The organism is Candidatus Litorirhabdus singularis (assembly GCF_026262625.1).
Classification (GTDB): Bacteria; Pseudomonadota; Gammaproteobacteria; order Pseudomonadales; family Halieaceae; genus Litorirhabdus; species Litorirhabdus singularis.
This window is the reverse complement of the sequence record NZ_SHNN01000001.1, coordinates 899,164-916,584: the sequence shown is the minus strand read 5'-3', so window position 1 is coordinate 916,584 and position 17,421 is coordinate 899,164. Positions and strand designations below refer to the sequence as shown.

Genomic DNA, 17,421 nt, shown 5'->3' with positions numbered 1-17,421 from the left:
ATGAATTCGGGACACTTTAATTACCTACGCCCGGCGTACCGGCAAACTGCACTCTCCCTCGCAATAGCCGGTGCACTGACGGCAATACCGTCGGTCCAAGCACAGGATGTGGATCCATCAGCCGCGCTGGAGGAAGTCATCGTTACAGCCACTCGGCGTGAAGAGGCTATTCAAGACATAGCGGGCTCTATTATTGCCTTCTCACCGGATGATTTCACAGAGATTGGACTCGGTACCCTTCGCGATATGATTGAGTACACGCCCGGTGTCTCTTTTATCGATCGGGGGGTGATTGGCCAAGGCAGCATTGGCATCCGAGGTATTCCCCAAGCGGGCAACACCCCGGTGGTGGGTATTTACGTCGATGACGTTCCCATGAGTACTAATACCCCCTATGCCAGCGGCGCAGAGCTTTACTACGACGGCCTGCTGGGCGACGTTGAGCGTGTAGAGATGGTAAAAGGACCACAGGGCACCCTGTATGGATCTGTCGCGGTTGGCGGTGTTGTACGCTACATCACTCGCGAGCCTGCGCTCGAGGAAATGCGTGGCAGCGTTGGCGCCAACCTTTCTGATACGGAGAACGGAGGCCTGAACCAACTCTACAATGGCAGTATCAGTGTACCGATTATCAAAGATACGCTGGGGCTCACCCTGTCAGGCTTCTCCCAAAATAACGAAGGCTACGTGGATTGGATTGATCCGGACACCGGAGCAGTGCTGCAAGATGGAATCAACGAAACAGAGCGTAAAGGCTATGCGATCGATATGCTCTATCGTTTCTCTGATCGCGGCGACCTCAAACTGAAGGTGCTGCACGACGAAAATGAGTACGACGCAAGAGCGAGAATCGAGCTTGAGGGGCCCGACTCTGACGATCCCCTGTATGGTGATTTCCAGACTTCATCCCAGCCCGGTTTCAACAAAGTCGAGTACGACAACTACGCATTGACGATTAACTATGAATGGAACTGGGCAACCCTGACGTCTGTCAGTAGCCTCATTGAGTATAACTTTACCAGCTTCTCAGATATCTCAAGCAGCCTGCCACCGTTCGTGGTGGACGGAGCACTGGGACTTCCGCCAGGCACAACCGAGCGGGTCGGTCTGGATCTGGCGTCCGATTCAAAGAAGTATATTCAAGAGCTGCGCCTGACCTCACCACAGAGTGACTCCCTGGAGTGGCTGGCAGGCTTTTACTACGCCGACGAGGAAACCGCTGAGAGCCAAACGCTAATGCCAGATCCGGTGCCCGATCAGGTCACTGGTTTCGTCAATTTCCCCAGCGAATATACCGAGTATGCGGTTTACGGCAACATCACCTATTTCGTCAGCCCGGACTTCGATATCTCCCTGGGCGCACGCATCAGCAATCATGAATCAGAACTCGAGCTCACTCAGGATGGGGCATTAACTGACCCTGGCACGACATCATTCGGGAACAACGATGACACGGTAGCCACTTACTCTCTGGCTGCCCGGTATCGTTTCAATGAGAACAATATGTTCTATGGAAGTATCGCCAGCGGTTATCGTCCAGCGTCTGCCAGCATACCTGTGGTAAGCCCAGAGGCAGAGGAAGACCCCGATGTCGATCCCAATGACTGCTCAAACACCGTGGGGCTCATCAACAATGGCTGTGAACTGGACTCCGATGAAGTCTGGAGCTACGAGGCAGGCATCAAAGGTGAATCCGGCAGCAGCTTGTTCCGTTATGATCTCGCGCTCTGGTATAGCGAGTTCAAGGATTTCCAGACCATCATCACCGCCTTCGGCACTTCGGGCAATGCCAATTACGATGGCACTCTCAAAGCTTATGGCTTGGATGCACAGGCGGTTATGTCTCCGCTGGACGGGCTGGATATCACTGCAGGCATTTCCTGGAACGACAATGAATTGGATGGCGACGATGCATTTCTTGGAGCTGTATCGGGAGACCAGCACCCCAATATTCCGGAAGCCACTGCATCATTGAGAGCTTCCTACGCGTTTATGCTGGGTGGTCTGGACGCTACCTTGGGCGGCGGACTGCGCTATGTGGGAAAGATGGATACCAGTTTCAGCGATTCCGAAAACAACGTGAACACCACAGTCGACGAGTACGTATTGGCTGATCTCAACTTTGGGCTGACCTTCAACAATATTTCCGGTCAGTTGTATGCCACCAACTTATTCGATGAAATGAAATTGCAGAATCGTAGAGACCAAATTGTAGGCCCCGGAATGTTTACCTCCCTGGGCGTTTACACTCAGCCTCGCACAGTGGGTGTCTCAATCAAGTATGATTTCTGACCCCTAACAGACTATGCCGAGGGAGCGCTTTTAGCTATCTCTGGCAGAAACCGACCTGGTAGCCGCGTGGCGCTACAAAAAGGCCCTCCCAGGAGGGCTTTTTTTTTGACTGACGAAAGCTACGACGATAACGGATAGTTGCTGAAAAATTGATCCAGCCGGGCGCCTATCTGTTGACGTATTGAAGCGCTCTCGTTGGCCAGTTGATGGCGCGCTCCCGGCAGCACTTGCAACTCAACATTATCGATCATGCGTTCTATATAAGCGGTATTAAAGGGACCATCGACGGTCTCATCGTTGTCACCCTGCAATACCAAAATCGGTATTTGGCAAGGCAAACTGCGCGGCAAAGTATGCAGCCAGCGTCGCAGCGCGCCGATCCAAACCAGGGACAATTGCCGAGCCTGAAGCGGGTCGTTGCGCAAAAATTCGAGGAATACCGGATCATTGGAATTCTGAGCAAACTTACGCGACAGCGACTTCCGAAAATGCCGCAATACCGCGTGTGCCGGTTGCACCCAGTACCAACCCACTGGTCGCACCAAGGGCGCCAGCAGAGCGATCGCCCGCGCCTGCCGCCAGCCCTGGACCAGGCTTTCTAATACCGCCGCTCCACCGGTGCTCTGTGCAATCACATACCAATCCCCCGGCAACGCTTCGATAGCGGCAGTCTGCACTGCCTGCAAGGCCTCGGCATAATCACCAAAGTCCTCAATAACGGCGGCCGCGCCGGTGGACAAACCATGACCGGGGAGGTCGAAAGCGACCACATTGTAACCCCGCTCCAACCCAAACCGGATCAGATGCCCAAACAACCCCACATGATCAAAATAGCCGTGCACCAGCAGCAGGTTGCCCTTTGCTGCAGGCACCGTAAGAATGTGTACGGCAAGACGCTGTCGCGCAGCGTCAAGATAACCCAGAGCATGTGTTAGCCCTGCAAATTCAGATTGAAAATCAATATTATAAGCCGCCAGATAGGCACGCTCTTCTGACGACAACGGACCGGCGCCGAGATTGATCGGGCGCAAATCAGCAGCCACTGCCGCTAACCGCTCCACGCTAATCATAGCGCTCACTTGACGATTTGGGTCAACTCCCCGGAGCTATAGCGCCCGGTCATTGCCTCTAGTGACAATGCTGTGATCTTGTCGGCATTACCAGCGGTGCCAAAAGCCTCATAACGGGCAATACAGATGTCCTTCATAGCAACCATCGTCGCGGCGAGATACTTGCGTGGGTCGAATTCGGACGTGTTCTGCGCCAGAAAGCGTCGCACGGCCCCCGTAGAAGCCAGACGCAAATCGGTATCGACATTGATCTTGCGCACACCATGACGAATACCTTCCTGAATCTGCTCTACCGGTACACCATAGGTTTCCGGAATCTCACCACCAAACTCATTGATTATAGCTAGCCACTCCTGCGGTACTGAAGATGAACCGTGCATCACCAAATGGGTATTCGGAATACGTTCATGGATGGCCCGAATTCGGTCCATGGCCAGAATATCTCCGGTAGGTGGGCGGGTAAATTTGTAGGCGCCATGACTGGTACCACAGGCGATAGCCAGCGCATCGACATCAGTTTCAGCGACAAAGCGCGCGGCTTCCTCAGGGTCGGTGAGCATCTGCTCCTGTGTCAGTATGCCCTCGGCGCCAATCCCATCTTCTTCGCCAGCTTCACCGGTTTCCAGCGAGCCGAGGCAGCCGAGCTCGCCTTCTACCGATACACCACAGGCGTGCGCCATATCTACTGCGAGGCGGGTCACCTTGACGTTGTAGTCATAGTCCATAGGCGTCTTGCCATCTTCACCCAGGGAGCCATCCATCATCACCGATGAAAAACCCAGCTGAATAGAGCGCTGGCAAACCGCCGGACTGACACCGTGATCCTGGTGCATCACCACCGGAATATGCGGAAACTCTTCAATGGCCGCCTCAATCATGTGCCGCAGAAACGGCGCGCCCGCGTATTTGCGCGCACCGGCTGAGGCCTGCATGATCACTGGGCTATTGGTCTGGTCAGCCGCCTCCATGATGGCCCGGGTCTGCTCCAGGTTATTCACATTGAAAGCGGGTACGCCGTAGCCATGCTCGGCCGCATGGTCCAACAACTGCCGCATACTGATTAGTGCCATGTTTTGTCCCTGTCTGTTGTTAGCCGGCCACTGCGGACACGGTCTTAATTAACGTCGCTGTCCGACTAGCGGACCCAACCAATGCGCTGACCCATTCAGTCTTGTGCCCGTTGCTCCAGCATGGCCACGGCGGGCAAAACCTTGCCCTCCACAAACTCCAGAAAGGCACCGCCACCGGTAGAAATATAAGAAACCTTATCGGCTATGCCATATTTGTCAATTGCCGCCAAAGTGTCACCACCCCCGGCTAGCGAAAAACCATCGCTAGCCGCTATCGCCCGGCTCAGTGCCTCGGTACCACCCCCAAACTGATCAAACTCAAACACGCCTACGGGTCCATTCCAGAGAATGGTCTTGGCGTCGCGCAAGATCGCAGTCACAGCCTCCGCGCTCTGCGGCCCTATGTCAAAAATCATGTCCTGATCCGTGACCTCCTCCACAGACTTTAAGGTTGCTGTGGCGTTCTCGGAAAACTCCAGGCCGGTGACCACATCAACGGGCAGTGGTATAGAGGTTTTACTCATCAAGTCGCGAGCCTGGTCCAGCAACTCATGCTCGCACAGAGAACCCCCCACCGGATAACCCGCCGCCGCGAGGAAGGTATTAGCAATGCCGCCTCCCACAATCAGTTGGTCTACCTTATCCACCAAGGCCTCTAGCACTGTCAGCTTTGTAGACACCTTGGAGCCTCCGACAATAGCAACCATAGGCTTTTCAGGGTTAGCAAGTGCTTGCTCCAACGCTTCCAGTTCCGCACACAGTAGAGGCCCGGCACATGCCGTGGGGGCAAATTTGGCAACGCCATGCGTCGACGCTTGAGCCCGGTGTGCCGTACCAAAAGCATCCATCACAAAGATATCGCAGAGGCTGGCATAGGCCTGTGCCAGCTCATCTGCGTCGGCTTTTTCACCAACGTTGAAGCGGACATTCTCCAGTATTACCACCTCTCCGGCGGCCACAGTAAACTCCTCGCGCCAATCGCGAACCAGAGCCACCGGTTGCTGCAGCGCAGCAGTCAGGTAATCAGCTACTGGCGCCATTGAGAACTCTTGGGCAAATTCGCCTTCCACGGGCCGCCCTAGATGCGACATCAGGATAACTGACGCTCCCGCGCTCAACGCCTGTTTAATGGTCGGCAGGGCCGCCACAATACGAGCATCACTAGTGATGGCGCCAGCCTTTAGCGGTACGTTAAGATCTTCACGAATCAATACTCGCTGGCCCGCTAATGACAGCTCATCCATCCGCAATACTTTAACGCCCATAGTGGTGATCTCCGTCCGTCGGTTAAGAAAAAGTGTTCTACAGTGCCAGCCAATGCCTGCTGATATCCAGCATGCGATTGGCATAGCCCCATTCGTTGTCGAACCAGACCAGCACTTTTACCAAATGCTGACCGCTAACTCGCGTCTGGCTGGCATCTATGGTGCTTGAATGTGGGTCGTGATTAAAGTCACAGGACGCTAAAGGCTCCTCGGTATACCCCAATACACCGCAATACTCTCCTAGCGCGGACTGCTGCAACAGGAGATTGACCTCCGCCTCGGTGACTGGCTTGTCAACCAACACCGTTAAGTCCATGGCGGACACATTGAGCGTTGGAACTCGCAGCGCCTGGGCGGTAAACCGGCCACCGAAGCGCGGCAAAATCCTCTCAATACCTAGCGCCAGCGCAGTATCTACCGGGATAATCGACTGCCCGGCCGCGCGTGTCTTGCGCAAATCCGTGTGGTGATAGGCATCCAGCACCGGTTGGTCGTTCATGGCCGAATGAATGGTAGTTATGGTTCCGGTCTTGATACTAAAGGCGCGGTCCAAGGCATCAATAACCGGCACCACTCCATTGGTGGTACAGGATGCCGCCGACACAATACTGTGGGTAGACAACAGCTCGCTCTGGTTGACGCCGTAGACCACCGTGAGGTCTACATCCGCCCGCGCAGGCTGCGAGAAAAGGACGCGGCCGGCGCCCCTCTGCAGGTGTTTTTCTGCGGTGCGACGGTCATCAAATGCACCCGTACATTCCAGCACCAGGTCCACGCCTAATTCGGCCCAGGGTAAATCTCCCGGATCCGCATGACTCAATAACTCGATATGACTGCCGTTGACATTCATACCCCCGGCGGTAGCTTCCACCGACCCCGGAAAGCGACCGTGGGTGGAGTCATAGCGAGTCAGGTGCAGAGCGGTCTTACTGTCGGCCAGTTCGTTAACCGCCACCACGCTTAACGCCGCCTCTTCGTCGCGCTCAAATAGAGCCCGCAATACGCTGCGACCAATACGGCCGTAGCCGTTAATAGCCAGTCTAGCCATCGTTGCTTACTCGCAGTCGCCGTTACAGCAGAATGTCTTCGGCGGTCTCAACCACCGCAGCAACAGAGAAGCCAAAGTGGGCGAAAAGATCACCCGCGGGCGCTGACTCCCCGAAGGTACTCATACCCACCACGCGACCATCAAGCCCGACAAACTTATACCAATAATCTTCGTGTGCAGCTTCAATAGCCACCCGCGCCAGTACTTGACTGGGCAGCACCGCCTCACGATAGGCAGCATCCTGAGCACAAAACACTTCTGCGCAAGGCATAGACACAACGCGTACCTGCCGACCGTTGTCGCGCAGTGCCGTTGCAGCATCCATGGCCAGACCTACTTCTGATCCAGTCGCTATCAGAATCAGTTCGGGTTCACCGTCAGCGTCACTGAGCACATAGGCACCACGACTGATATCGTCAAGCTGCTGGCCATCACGCGCCTGGTGCGGCAACGCCTGACGTGAAAAGATCAGGGCTGAAGGGCCGTCACTGCGGGTTATAGCTGATTTCCAACTCACCGCGGACTCTACCGCATCACAGGGCCGCCAGGTATTAAGATTGGGGGTTGAGCGCAGGCTGGTTAACTGCTCTACCGGCTGGTGCGTTGGGCCGTCTTCACCCAAACCGATAGAATCGTGGGTATAGACAAAGATTGCGGGTTGCTTCATCAAGGCCGCCATCCGCACTGCATTACGCGCGTACTCCATAAACATGAGGAAGGTAGCGCCATAGGCCTTGAAACCGCCGTGCAGGGTAATACCGTTCATAATGGCGGACATGCCAAATTCACGCACGCCGTAATAGATGTAGTTACCGCCAGGCGCTGCTGCAGTGACGCCAACGCTGTCGCTCCACAGTGTCAGGTTAGAACCAGCAAGATCGGCTGATCCTCCCAACAATTCCGGCAACAGTGGCCCATAGGCATTGAGCGAATTTTGCGAGGCTTTACGACTGGCGATAGTCGCGGCATCGGTCTGGCATTGCTGGATGTAAGCATCAGCTTGCTCAACAAAATCAGCGGGCAAATCACCTGCCAGGCGGCGCTTCAGTTCAGCCGCCAAGGTTGGCTCCGCAGCCGCATAGGCCGTCATGCGCTGCTCCCATTGCGCCTCAAGCGCAGCTCCGCGCTCAGCAGCATTCCAGCCAGCATAAATATCATCGGGCACTTCAAAAGGCGCATGCGTCCAACCTAGCGCCTGCCGGGTTGCCGCCACTTCTTCTGCTCCCAGCGCCGCACCGTGCACCGCCTCGGTACCCTGCTTATTGGGTGAGCCTTTCCCAATAATAGTCTTGCAGCAAATTAACGTTGGCTGTGCGTCATTCGCACGCGCGGCTTCAATGGCGCCAGTCAGTGCCTCAGGGTCGTGTCCATCCACATTCGCCAGCACCTGCCAGCCATAGGCGGCAAAGCGCGCCGGGGTATCGTCGGTGAACCAACCTTCGACTTCACCATCAATTGAAATGCCATTGTCGTCGTAAAACAAAACCAGCTTGCCCAGTCCAAGTGTTCCCGCCAGCGAACAGACTTCATGCGAAATGCCTTCCATGAGGCAGCCGTCACCGGTAAAGGCATAGGTATGGTGATCCACAACTTCGTGTCCGGGCCGGTTAAACTGTGCCGCCAACACTTTTTCCGCCAACGCCATGCCCACCGCATTGGCAATACCCTGACCTAGCGGGCCGGTGGTGGTTTCTACACCGGGTGCATAGCCATACTCTGGGTGGCCAGGGGTTTTGCTGTGCAACTTGCGAAAGTTCTTCAGTTCCGCCATCGGCAAGTCATACCCGCTCAAATGCAGCAGCGAATAAATCAACATCGAGCCGTGCCCGTTAGACAACACAAAACGATCGCGATTGGGCCAGTCCGGGTTACCTGGGTTGTGCTGCAGAAAATCATTCCACAGCACCTCGGCAATATCTGCCATACCCATGGGTGCGCCAGGGTGTCCGCTGTTGGCCTGTTGAACCGCGTCCATACTAAGCGCACGGATGGCATTGGCTAGTTCTGTTCGGGACGGCATGAGCTGCTCCTGTTGCAGGGGGGGCTGGGAAAGTGGAGCGCCATTTTCGCGTAACAGGGTGGTAACAGCAATCAACTGACGATATTTTTCACAAATATCGAAGCTGGCGAGCTTGTTGAAGCGATTCAGACGGCCAAAAACATCTATATCAATTTATTTTGATATAGATTGCGCTTCTGCTACACTGCGCGGCCATGTTAGCTATCGAGCCCACATCAGCAGACCCTTCTGCCACTATAGAAGCTTCTGCTGCCAGCGATCTGGCGCACCTCTGTAAGGCAGCCGGCGATCCACTGCGCCTGCAAATACTGCGCGTGCTGCGCCAGGATTCCTTTGCCGTGCTAGAGCTCTGTAGCGTCTTTCAGATGCGCCAACCGGCGCTCAGCCACCACCTGAAAGTACTCGCCAACGCCGGCGCCGTGGTCAGGCAGCGCGAGGGCAATACGATTTTTTACCGGCGCGCACCGCTGGCTCGACTGCCGGAATTAAACGACCTGCAGCACCAATTACTGGAATGCATCAATCAACTGCCGCTACCCGAAGAGCTTGAACAGCGGTTGCAGGAACTACAGATCCAGCGCCAACAGCTGTCTCAGGTCTTCTTCCAACAAAATGCCGAAAAGTTTCGAGCCCAGCAAGACCTCATAGCTAGCTACGGGCAATACGCTGAAACGGTAGCCCAGCTTATTAGTGATGCGCCCCTGCGAAACCATCAGCTGGCGCTAGAGGTAGGCCCCGGTGACGGCGCCTTTCTGGCTCATTTGGCACCACAGTTCGAGCGGGTCATCGCGCTGGATAGTGCACCGGAAATGCTGGAGCAGGCGCGCGTAACAGCCGCCGCTGGTGGCCTGAGCAATATTGAGTTCATCGACGGCGACACCAGTGACGCCGCCCATCGCGGTATCCAGGCTGACTGTATTGTTGTCAATATGGTGCTGCATCACACCCCGTCTCCGGCCGCTATATTCAGAGATCTGGCGGCCTGCCTGGCACCCAAAGGGGTGCTTTTAATCACCGATTTGTGCAGCCACGATCAGGCTTGGGCCCGAGAAAGCTGTGGCGATGTCTGGTTAGGCTTTGAGCCCACCGATCTTGGGGCATGGGCAGAGCAAGCCGGGCTGCGCGAAATTGCCAGCGAGTATCTGGCGCAACGTAATGGATTCCAAACTCAGGTGCGCCTGTTCGGCCACTCGTAATAATTTCTAGAAAAGGACCAATAGTATGAGTGAATATGCAGTCTTTACTTCGGAGTCAGTCTCCGAGGGTCACCCTGACAAAATGGCTGACCAAATTTCGGATGCGATCCTGGACGCCTATCTGGAACAGGATCCCAATGCCCGAGTTGCGGTAGAAACCATGGTCAAGACCGGTATGGCAGTAGTGGCCGGCGAAGTTACCAAGGGTCTGCACATCAAATTGGAAGAAATCGTCCGTCAAACCATTCTCGATATTGGCTACGACAGTTCAACCGTCGGCTTTGACGGCGCTACCTGCGCAGTTCTCAACGCTATCGGAGAGCAATCCAGCGATATCGCTATGGGTGTCGACGAAGCTGACGACAAAGAGCAGGGCGCCGGCGATCAGGGCCTGATGTTCGGTTATGCCACCAATGAAACTGACGTCTTGATGCCAGCCCCTATTTACTACTCGCACCGTTTGGTCGAGCGCCAGGCAGAGCTGCGCAAGAATGGAACACTGCCGTGGCTGCGCCCGGATGCCAAGAGCCAGGTAACGTTGCGCTATGAAAACGGCAAGCCGGTCGCTATCGACGCAGTGGTACTGTCCACCCAGCACGATGAAGATATTAGCCTGAAAGACCTGCAGGCAGCGATCAAGGAACACGTGATTGCACCCGTATTGCCGGCAGAGTGGCTGCACGCGGACACGCTTTATCACATTAACCCCACCGGCCAGTTCATTATCGGTGGCCCGGTCGGCGATTGCGGTCTGACCGGACGCAAGATCATCGTCGACACCTATGGCGGTATGGCACGTCACGGTGGTGGCGCATTCTCTGGCAAGGACCCGTCCAAGGTTGACCGTTCTGCGGCTTACGCCGGCCGTTATGTTGCCAAAAATATCGTCGCCGCCGGCCTCGCTGATCGCTGCGAAATTCAGGTGTCCTATGCGATTGGAGTGGCAGAGCCCACGTCTATCTCCATCAACACCTTTGGCACCGGCCACGTCTCTGACGACATCATTGTTGATCTGGTGCGCGAGCACTTTGAACTGCGCCCGGCCGGGCTGGTCGCTATGCTCGACCTGAAGCGGCCGATTTATCGTCAAACAGCTGCCTACGGCCACTTTGGTCGCGAGCTGGCCGATTTCACTTGGGAAAACACCGACAAAGCGGCGGCCTTAAAGGCTGCTGTCTGAAACAACAGTGACGCCAGCATAAGCCGGCGCACTAACGCACAGAAACGACCGGATATGTATCCGGCAACAACCAAAGGACTAGAAAATGAGTACTGCTGAGCAACTGAACACTACTGAAGATTTCAAGGTAGCCGATATCGCACTGGCGAGCTGGGGCCGTCGCGAAATTGAAATCGCTGAAACTGAAATGCCTGCGCTGATGGCCATGCGCGACAAGTATCGCGACAGCCAACCGCTGGAGGGCGCCAACATCATCGGCTGCATTCATATGACCATTCAGACTGCCGTATTGATTGAAACCCTGACAGAACTGGGCGCCGACGTGCGTTGGTCGTCCTGCAATATTTTTTCCACCCAGGATCACGCCGCCGCCGCTATTGCCGCAGCCGGCACACCGGTTTTCGCCTGGAAGGGAGAGACTGAAGAAGAATATGAGTGGTGCATCGAACAGACTATCCTCCGGGATGGCACGCCCTGGGCCTGCAATATGGTGCTCGATGATGGCGGCGACCTGACCGGTATGCTGCACGAGAAGTACCCGGAGATGCTGGACAATATCCACGGTGTTACCGAGGAAACAACTACTGGCGTTCACCGTCTGCTGGAGATGCTCGAAGAGGGTAGCCTGAAGATACCCGCCATCAATGTGAATGATTCGGTCACCAAGTCCAAAAACGACAACAAGTACGGCTGCCGACACAGCCTCAATGACGCCATCAAACGTGCCACTGACCACCTGCTGTCAGGTAAGAAAGCCCTGTGTATTGGCTACGGTGATGTCGGCAAGGGCTCAGCCCAGTCGCTGCGTCAGGAAGGTATGATCGTACGTATTTCAGAAATCGATCCGATCTGTGCTATGCAAGCCTGTATGGATGGCTTTGAAGTAGTGTCTCCCTACTACAATGGCAACGTTGCCGATGGCGCCAATGCAGAACTGTTGAGCAATATCGACCTGTTGGTTACCTGCACCGGTAACTTCAACGTCTGTGACAGTCAGGTTCTCAAAGCCTTGAAGAATGGCGCCGTGGTCTGCAACATCGGTCACTTCGACAACGAAATTGATACCGCTTACATGCGTGATAACTGGGAGTGGGAAGAGGTCAAGCCGCAGGTCCACACTATCTACCGTGATCGCGCCAGCAAAGACCACCTGATCCTGCTGTCAGAGGGCCGCTTGGTTAATCTCGGCAACGCAACGGGTCACCCATCAAGAATCATGGATGGCTCCTTCGCCAATCAGGTGCTGGCACAGATCTTCCTCTATGAGCGCAAGTTTGCCGACCTGGAAGACAACATGAAGCCATCCGCTCTCAGCGTCGAAGTGCTGCCCAAGCAATTGGACGAAGAAGTTGCCGCGCACATGGTCAATGGCTTTGGTGGAGTGTTGACGCGTCTCACTGACGAGCAGGCCAAGTACATAAACGTTAAGGTCGCTGGCCCTTACAAGCCGGAATCTTATAAGTACTGAGGCAGCAGAGCAGCATGAGCCAGACCAAACCGATGATCAGTTTTGAGTTCTTCCCGCCGAAAACCCCGGCGGGGAGGGACAAACTGCTACAGGAAACGGCACCGGCCCTGAACCAACTGGGTCCGGAGTTTTTTTCCTGCACTTACGGAGCGGGTGGTTCTACACGCGACAATACCCTGGACATTGTCCGCGCCATAACCGCTGAAGGTATCGATATAGCACCTCACCTCAGCTTCGGTGGCGACGGGGAAGAAGCCATCGGCGCACTTCTGGACGAGTATCGCAACCTGGGCGTCAAACGCCTGGTTGCCCTGCGCGGTGATATGCCTTCCGGCATGGGCAGTGCACGGCTGGTTTATGCGAACGAGCTGGTAGAGTTCGTGCGTGAGCGCCATGGTGATTACTTTGACATTGCGGTGGCGGCCTATCCGGAGATCCATCCGCAGGCGGAGTCTTACCAGAGTGACGTTAACTTCCTGAAACTGAAGTTCGATGCCGGTGCCAATCACGCTATAACCCAGTATTTTTATAACCTGGAAGCCTACTTCTATTTTCTCGAGCAGTGTCAGGCAGCCGGTATCGAACAACCGATCTATGCCGGCGTTATGCCCATAACCAATTATGAAAATCTGGCCCGTTTCTCGCGCAATTGCGGTGCCGAAATACCACGCTGGATGTGCAAAAAGCTGGAGAGTTATCAAGGCGATGCGGAAAGCATTCGCCTGTTTGGTATCGAAGTGGTTACCCAGATGTGCCAAACACTGCTCGACAACGGCTGTCCAGGCATTCACTTCTACACCATGAACCAGGTCGAACCGACTACGCAGATCTACCATAACCTGGGCCTGGGGTAGTCTTGACGACACCGAGAATTCATACCGACCAAGCGTTGGCTGTGGGTGCAACGGTGGAGCTGGAATCAGCTGCGGCACGTCATGTCAGCGGCGCACTGCGCTTACAATCCGGCGCAACGATAACCCTGTTTAATGGCAGCGGTGGCGAGTTTCTGGCGGTTATAGACAGCAGCGACCGCAAGCGGGTGACCGTTATCCCCACTGAGTACAACCCTCGCGAAGCAGAGTCGCCCTTGCAGGTCCATCTGGGCATTGTCATGTCTCGCGGCGAGCGCATGGACTGGGTAGTCCAGAAAGCCACCGAGCTAGGCGTACAGTCGATGACGCCGCTGACCAGTGAGCGCTGTGAAGTGCGATTGAAACAGGACCGCGCCGACAAGAAAATACTACACTGGCGCCAAATAGCGCGCAGTGCCTGTGAGCAGTGCGGGCGCAACCGAGTCCCTGACATTGGCAAGATACTAACCCTTGCGGACTGGGCCGACACCAGTACTGCCCAGCTGAAACTGGTTTTGCACCACCGCAGCGAAAACAGTGCGCTGGAAAGTCCAGCACCGAGCAGTGTCGCGCTACTGATTGGCCCCGAAGGTGGCCTCACCGAGACCGAGATCCAGGCCAGTGAACGCTACGGCTTTCTGCCACTGGCGCTGGGTACACGAGTCTTGCGAACCGAAACTGCCCCATTAGCGGCGTTGGCTATTCTGCAGGCCCGCTGGGGTGATATGAACTAAGTAACTACTGAAGAAGGAACTCAGTCTGTGAGCAACTCCGAAACCCTGGCCCGACTCAATGCCAACAAACCCCACTTTCTTAATTTAATGGGGGCAGAGATAACGGCAGCTGACACCACTGCACTAAACTGCACCATCCGTTTTGACATCAGTACCGACTACTGTCATTCCGGCGACATCGTACAGGGCGGCTTTGTCACCGCGATGCTTGACGCGGCCATGTCACATGCGGCATTTGCGCTGGAAGACAACATTCTTAACATCGCCTCACTGGAAATCAAAACCACCTTTCTGGAGCCGTCACGCGCTGGCGTTTTCAACGCCACCGGTAAACTTCTCAAAGTCGGGCGCAGCATCGGCTTCATGAGTGGAGAGCTCTTCAATGACGACGGGGTACTAACCGCCACGGCAACAACCACTGCAAAATTGGTCCGCGCGCGCTAAGCTGTCAGGTGTCGTTCGTCGTTGGCAGGAAATAGCGTTATGACGCACATCGATTTATCGGGCTTGCTGGACCAACTGGAACACACCCTTAGCCCCGGTGGGGTCTTGCGTGGCACCGATGTCAGCGGGCGCTCTGCCGGCATCTGGCGACCCGATACCATCGCCGCGGCAGCCATTCTACGACCCCGTTCAACCGCAGAAGTCAGTCAGGTGCTAGCTCTTTGCCATCAGCATCAGCAACCGATTGTGACTCACGGCGGGCTGACCGGACTGGTTGGCGGCGCTCTCACCCAGCCTGATGAAATAGTCCTGTCGCTGGAACGGATGAATCAGATTGAAGAATTGGACCGCACGGGTCGCACCCTGACGGCTCAAGCCGGCGTTCCATTACAGGCGATTCAGGACGCGTCGGCCGCCGCCGATTTGTTATTCCCGCTGGATCTGGGCGCCAGAGGCTCGTGCACCATAGGCGGCAACATGGCAACCAACGCCGGCGGCAACCGGGTACTGCGTTATGGTATGGCGCGCAGCCAGTTGCTGGGGCTGGAAGTTGTGCTCGCCGATGGCAGCGTGGTCTCTTCCATGACCAAAATGCTGAAGAACAATGCTGGCTACGATATCAAACAAATGTTCGTTGGCAGCGAGGGCACATTGGGCGTTATTACCCGAGTTATCCTGCGCCTGCAGCCAGCACCGGCTTCGCATCAGGTGGCACTGGTCGCCTGCCCTGATTTTGCTGCAGTTACCCAGATTCTCAACCATCTGGATGCAGCCTTCGGTGGCACTTTGTCCGCCTTCGAAGTGATGTGGCCCGACTTCTATACCCTGGTGTCTGACGCCGAGTCTGGCTGCAGAGCTCCGCTGGGAGACTATCCGCTCTATGTTTTGCTTGATACCCTGGGCAGCGATCCATCGCGTGACAAAGCGCAATTTGAAGATGTACTGGGTGACCTCCTGGAGCAGGGCACGATTGTCGACGCGGTGATCGCTCAGACCAAGCAGGAGGCAGCCGAGCTATGGGCACTGCGCGATAATGTCGAGCAGGTATTTCGCTTCGGGCAACCCTATCTGTTTGATGTCAGCGTACCCATCGCTGATATGGACGTTTATCGACAACGTGTTCTCGCCGCCTGGGAACAAGACTTCCCCGACGGGCACTTTTATGTATTTGGGCACGTCGGTGATGGAAACCTGCACTTTTGCGCGTCTGTGGGTGGCTATGACGAAACTATCAAAGCATGCCTTGATGAAGGCATCTACGGTCCACTGAAGGAATTCCATGGCTCCATTTCCGCCGAGCATGGCATCGGCGAAGAGAAAAAAGCGTGGCTCGCAGCCTGCCGCAGCGACAGTGAAATAGCGTTGATGCGCGCGCTCAAAACCACCTTGGACCCGCTAACGATTCTCAACCGCGGTAAAGTGATCGACATATAGCCCTAAAAACTAGCCTTTGACTTCGTGCTGGGCGTAGCTCCACTCAAGGAAATCAGTCACCGCATTAACCGTATAATCGGTGCGCACTGAGTGGAATATTTCATACGCATGCTGGGCACCGGGCAACTCCGCATAAACCACCGCGTTATTGGAATGAGACTGCATTTGCGCCACAAAATTACGCGCTTCCTCTACCCACACCAGTGAGTCATGGGTGCCCTGCAAAACAAACATAGGCGGCGCCTGATCAGAAACATGCGACAACGGTGAGGCGTCCTCCCAACTCTCGCGATCTTCGGCCAGACGCGTCTGCATGACGTGCTTGCTTAAGGTACTTTCCATGGCCATATCACCGCGTATATTGTCGCGGTCGGTAAAATCATAAACTCCGTAAATCGGCACCGCCGCATCAACAGAAGTATCAACATCTTCAAATCCGGGCTGCCATTCTGGCTTATTGGGCGTTAACGCCGCCAAAGAAGACAAGTGCCCACCGGCTGAGCCACCGGTTATAGCCAGAAACCCGGCGTTACCACCGTACTCCATCGCGTGCTCACGAATCCAGGCAATAGCTTTTTTCACATCAATGATGTGCTCGGGAAAGGCGTGCTTAGGGCTCAGTCGATAATTGATGGTGACGCAGAGCCACCCTCTTTGAGCCAAATGATACATAAGCGGCAATGCCTGTTGCTGCTTGTTACCGATCATCCAGGCCCCACCATGTACCTGCAACAAGATGGGAAACCCCCCCTCCCGCGGCACGGCTGGTTGATAGACATCGAGCAAATTGCGCTCTCCAGCATCGCCGTATGACAAGTTCCGATGGGTGACTACTCCCGGGCGCGGCATTTTAAAAGGCCGGGTCCACTCGGCGGATTCTATGTGGTCGCGTAACACTGCCCGCCGCGGTGCCGGTATCTGCTGCCGGTAGTCATTGCCAAGCCCCGTCGCCAGCGCCCGTGAAAATACTCCTGCACTGTCCATAGACTGGCGGTGCAGATAGAGCATGCCCATCCAGGACAAGGCGAACAGCAACAGGCCCAGCTGACCACCGGCGCTAACGAGACCACCGAAAAACCCCACCACGACCGTAGTAGCGACCTGAAAGCCCAACAAAATAAATGCCATTTCCCCCACCGGCCAAGCCAGCATGAAATAGACGGGTAACATAAAGTAGAGTCGACGCGCCTGAATCAGCGCACACAATACGGCGATACCATTGAAAATGGACAAGCCTAGATAAAAACCGGACAAGGTCATAACGCTATTCTCACAGGATAAACTCACACTATTCTAGGGTACCATAGCGGTTTTCCCTAGCCCGTCATTCGCACAGCTGCACAGCTTGC

General features: G+C 55.4%; 14 protein-coding genes. 8 read left to right on the top strand and 6 right to left on the bottom strand.

The window, feature by feature from the left end:
- Entirely contained in the window at window positions 1-2,292 is a 2,292-nt protein-coding gene (locus tag EYC98_RS04165) for a TonB-dependent receptor (RefSeq protein WP_279244044.1), read from the top strand.
- 119 nt (window positions 2,293-2,411) lie between these two features.
- On the opposite strand, the gene EYC98_RS04160 is transcribed toward EYC98_RS04165, so the two are convergent.
- The 5 genes from EYC98_RS04160 to tkt form a co-directional block, all read right to left on the bottom strand.
- Entirely contained in the window at window positions 2,412-3,362 is a 951-nt protein-coding gene (locus EYC98_RS04160; protein WP_279244043.1) for an alpha/beta hydrolase, read from the bottom strand.
- Window positions 3,363-3,367: 5 nt separating this feature from the next.
- The gene (fba, locus tag EYC98_RS04155; protein WP_279244042.1) at window positions 3,368-4,432 is read right to left on the bottom strand and encodes a class II fructose-bisphosphate aldolase; all 1,065 of its coding nucleotides are present in this window, start codon (window positions 4,430-4,432) and stop codon (window positions 3,368-3,370) included.
- A gap of 95 nt (window positions 4,433-4,527) precedes the next feature.
- Window positions 4,528-5,697 (bottom strand): phosphoglycerate kinase, encoded by a 1,170-nt coding sequence (locus EYC98_RS04150; protein WP_279244041.1) that lies wholly within the window; start codon window positions 5,695-5,697, stop codon window positions 4,528-4,530.
- Window positions 5,698-5,734: 37 nt separating this feature from the next.
- Window positions 5,735-6,745, bottom strand: a complete 1,011-nt coding sequence (locus EYC98_RS04145; protein ID WP_279244040.1) for a glyceraldehyde 3-phosphate dehydrogenase NAD-binding domain-containing protein — start codon at window positions 6,743-6,745, stop codon at window positions 5,735-5,737.
- Window positions 6,746-6,767: 22 nt separating this feature from the next.
- Entirely contained in the window at window positions 6,768-8,765 is a 1,998-nt protein-coding gene (tkt, locus tag EYC98_RS04140; protein WP_279244039.1) for a transketolase, read from the bottom strand.
- A 194-nt stretch (window positions 8,766-8,959) separates the two neighbouring features.
- On the opposite strand from tkt, the gene EYC98_RS04135 reads away from it, so the two are divergent.
- From EYC98_RS04135 to EYC98_RS04105, 7 genes are all read left to right on the top strand, one after another.
- On the top strand, window positions 8,960-9,961 hold the full coding sequence (locus EYC98_RS04135) for a metalloregulator ArsR/SmtB family transcription factor (RefSeq protein WP_279244038.1): 1,002 nt from the start codon (window positions 8,960-8,962) through the stop codon (window positions 9,959-9,961).
- 25 nt (window positions 9,962-9,986) lie between these two features.
- The gene (gene metK / locus EYC98_RS04130) at window positions 9,987-11,141 is read left to right on the top strand and encodes a methionine adenosyltransferase (protein ID WP_279244037.1); all 1,155 of its coding nucleotides are present in this window, start codon (window positions 9,987-9,989) and stop codon (window positions 11,139-11,141) included.
- Between the two features lie 85 nt (window positions 11,142-11,226).
- Entirely contained in the window at window positions 11,227-12,609 is a 1,383-nt protein-coding gene (gene ahcY, locus EYC98_RS04125) for an adenosylhomocysteinase (RefSeq protein ID WP_279244036.1), read from the top strand.
- A gap of 14 nt (window positions 12,610-12,623) precedes the next feature.
- Window positions 12,624-13,463, top strand: a complete 840-nt coding sequence (gene metF, locus EYC98_RS04120; protein ID WP_279244035.1) for a methylenetetrahydrofolate reductase [NAD(P)H] — start codon at window positions 12,624-12,626, stop codon at window positions 13,461-13,463.
- A 2-nt stretch (window positions 13,464-13,465) separates the two neighbouring features.
- Window positions 13,466-14,194, top strand: coding sequence for a 16S rRNA (uracil(1498)-N(3))-methyltransferase (locus tag EYC98_RS04115; RefSeq protein ID WP_279244034.1), 729 nt, complete (start codon window positions 13,466-13,468; stop codon window positions 14,192-14,194).
- Between the two features lie 27 nt (window positions 14,195-14,221).
- Window positions 14,222-14,638: a PaaI family thioesterase gene (locus tag EYC98_RS04110; RefSeq protein WP_279244033.1), complete on the top strand. Its 417-nt coding sequence runs from the start codon at window positions 14,222-14,224 to the stop codon at window positions 14,636-14,638.
- A gap of 39 nt (window positions 14,639-14,677) precedes the next feature.
- A complete protein-coding gene (locus tag EYC98_RS04105; protein WP_279244032.1) occupies window positions 14,678-16,072 on the top strand; it encodes an FAD-binding oxidoreductase in 1,395 nt (464 codons plus the stop codon).
- 9 nt (window positions 16,073-16,081) lie between these two features.
- On the opposite strand, the gene EYC98_RS04100 is transcribed toward EYC98_RS04105, so the two are convergent.
- Window positions 16,082-17,332, bottom strand: coding sequence for an alpha/beta hydrolase fold domain-containing protein (locus EYC98_RS04100; RefSeq protein ID WP_279244031.1), 1,251 nt, complete (start codon window positions 17,330-17,332; stop codon window positions 16,082-16,084).
- Between the last annotated feature and the right edge of the window lie 89 nt (window positions 17,333-17,421).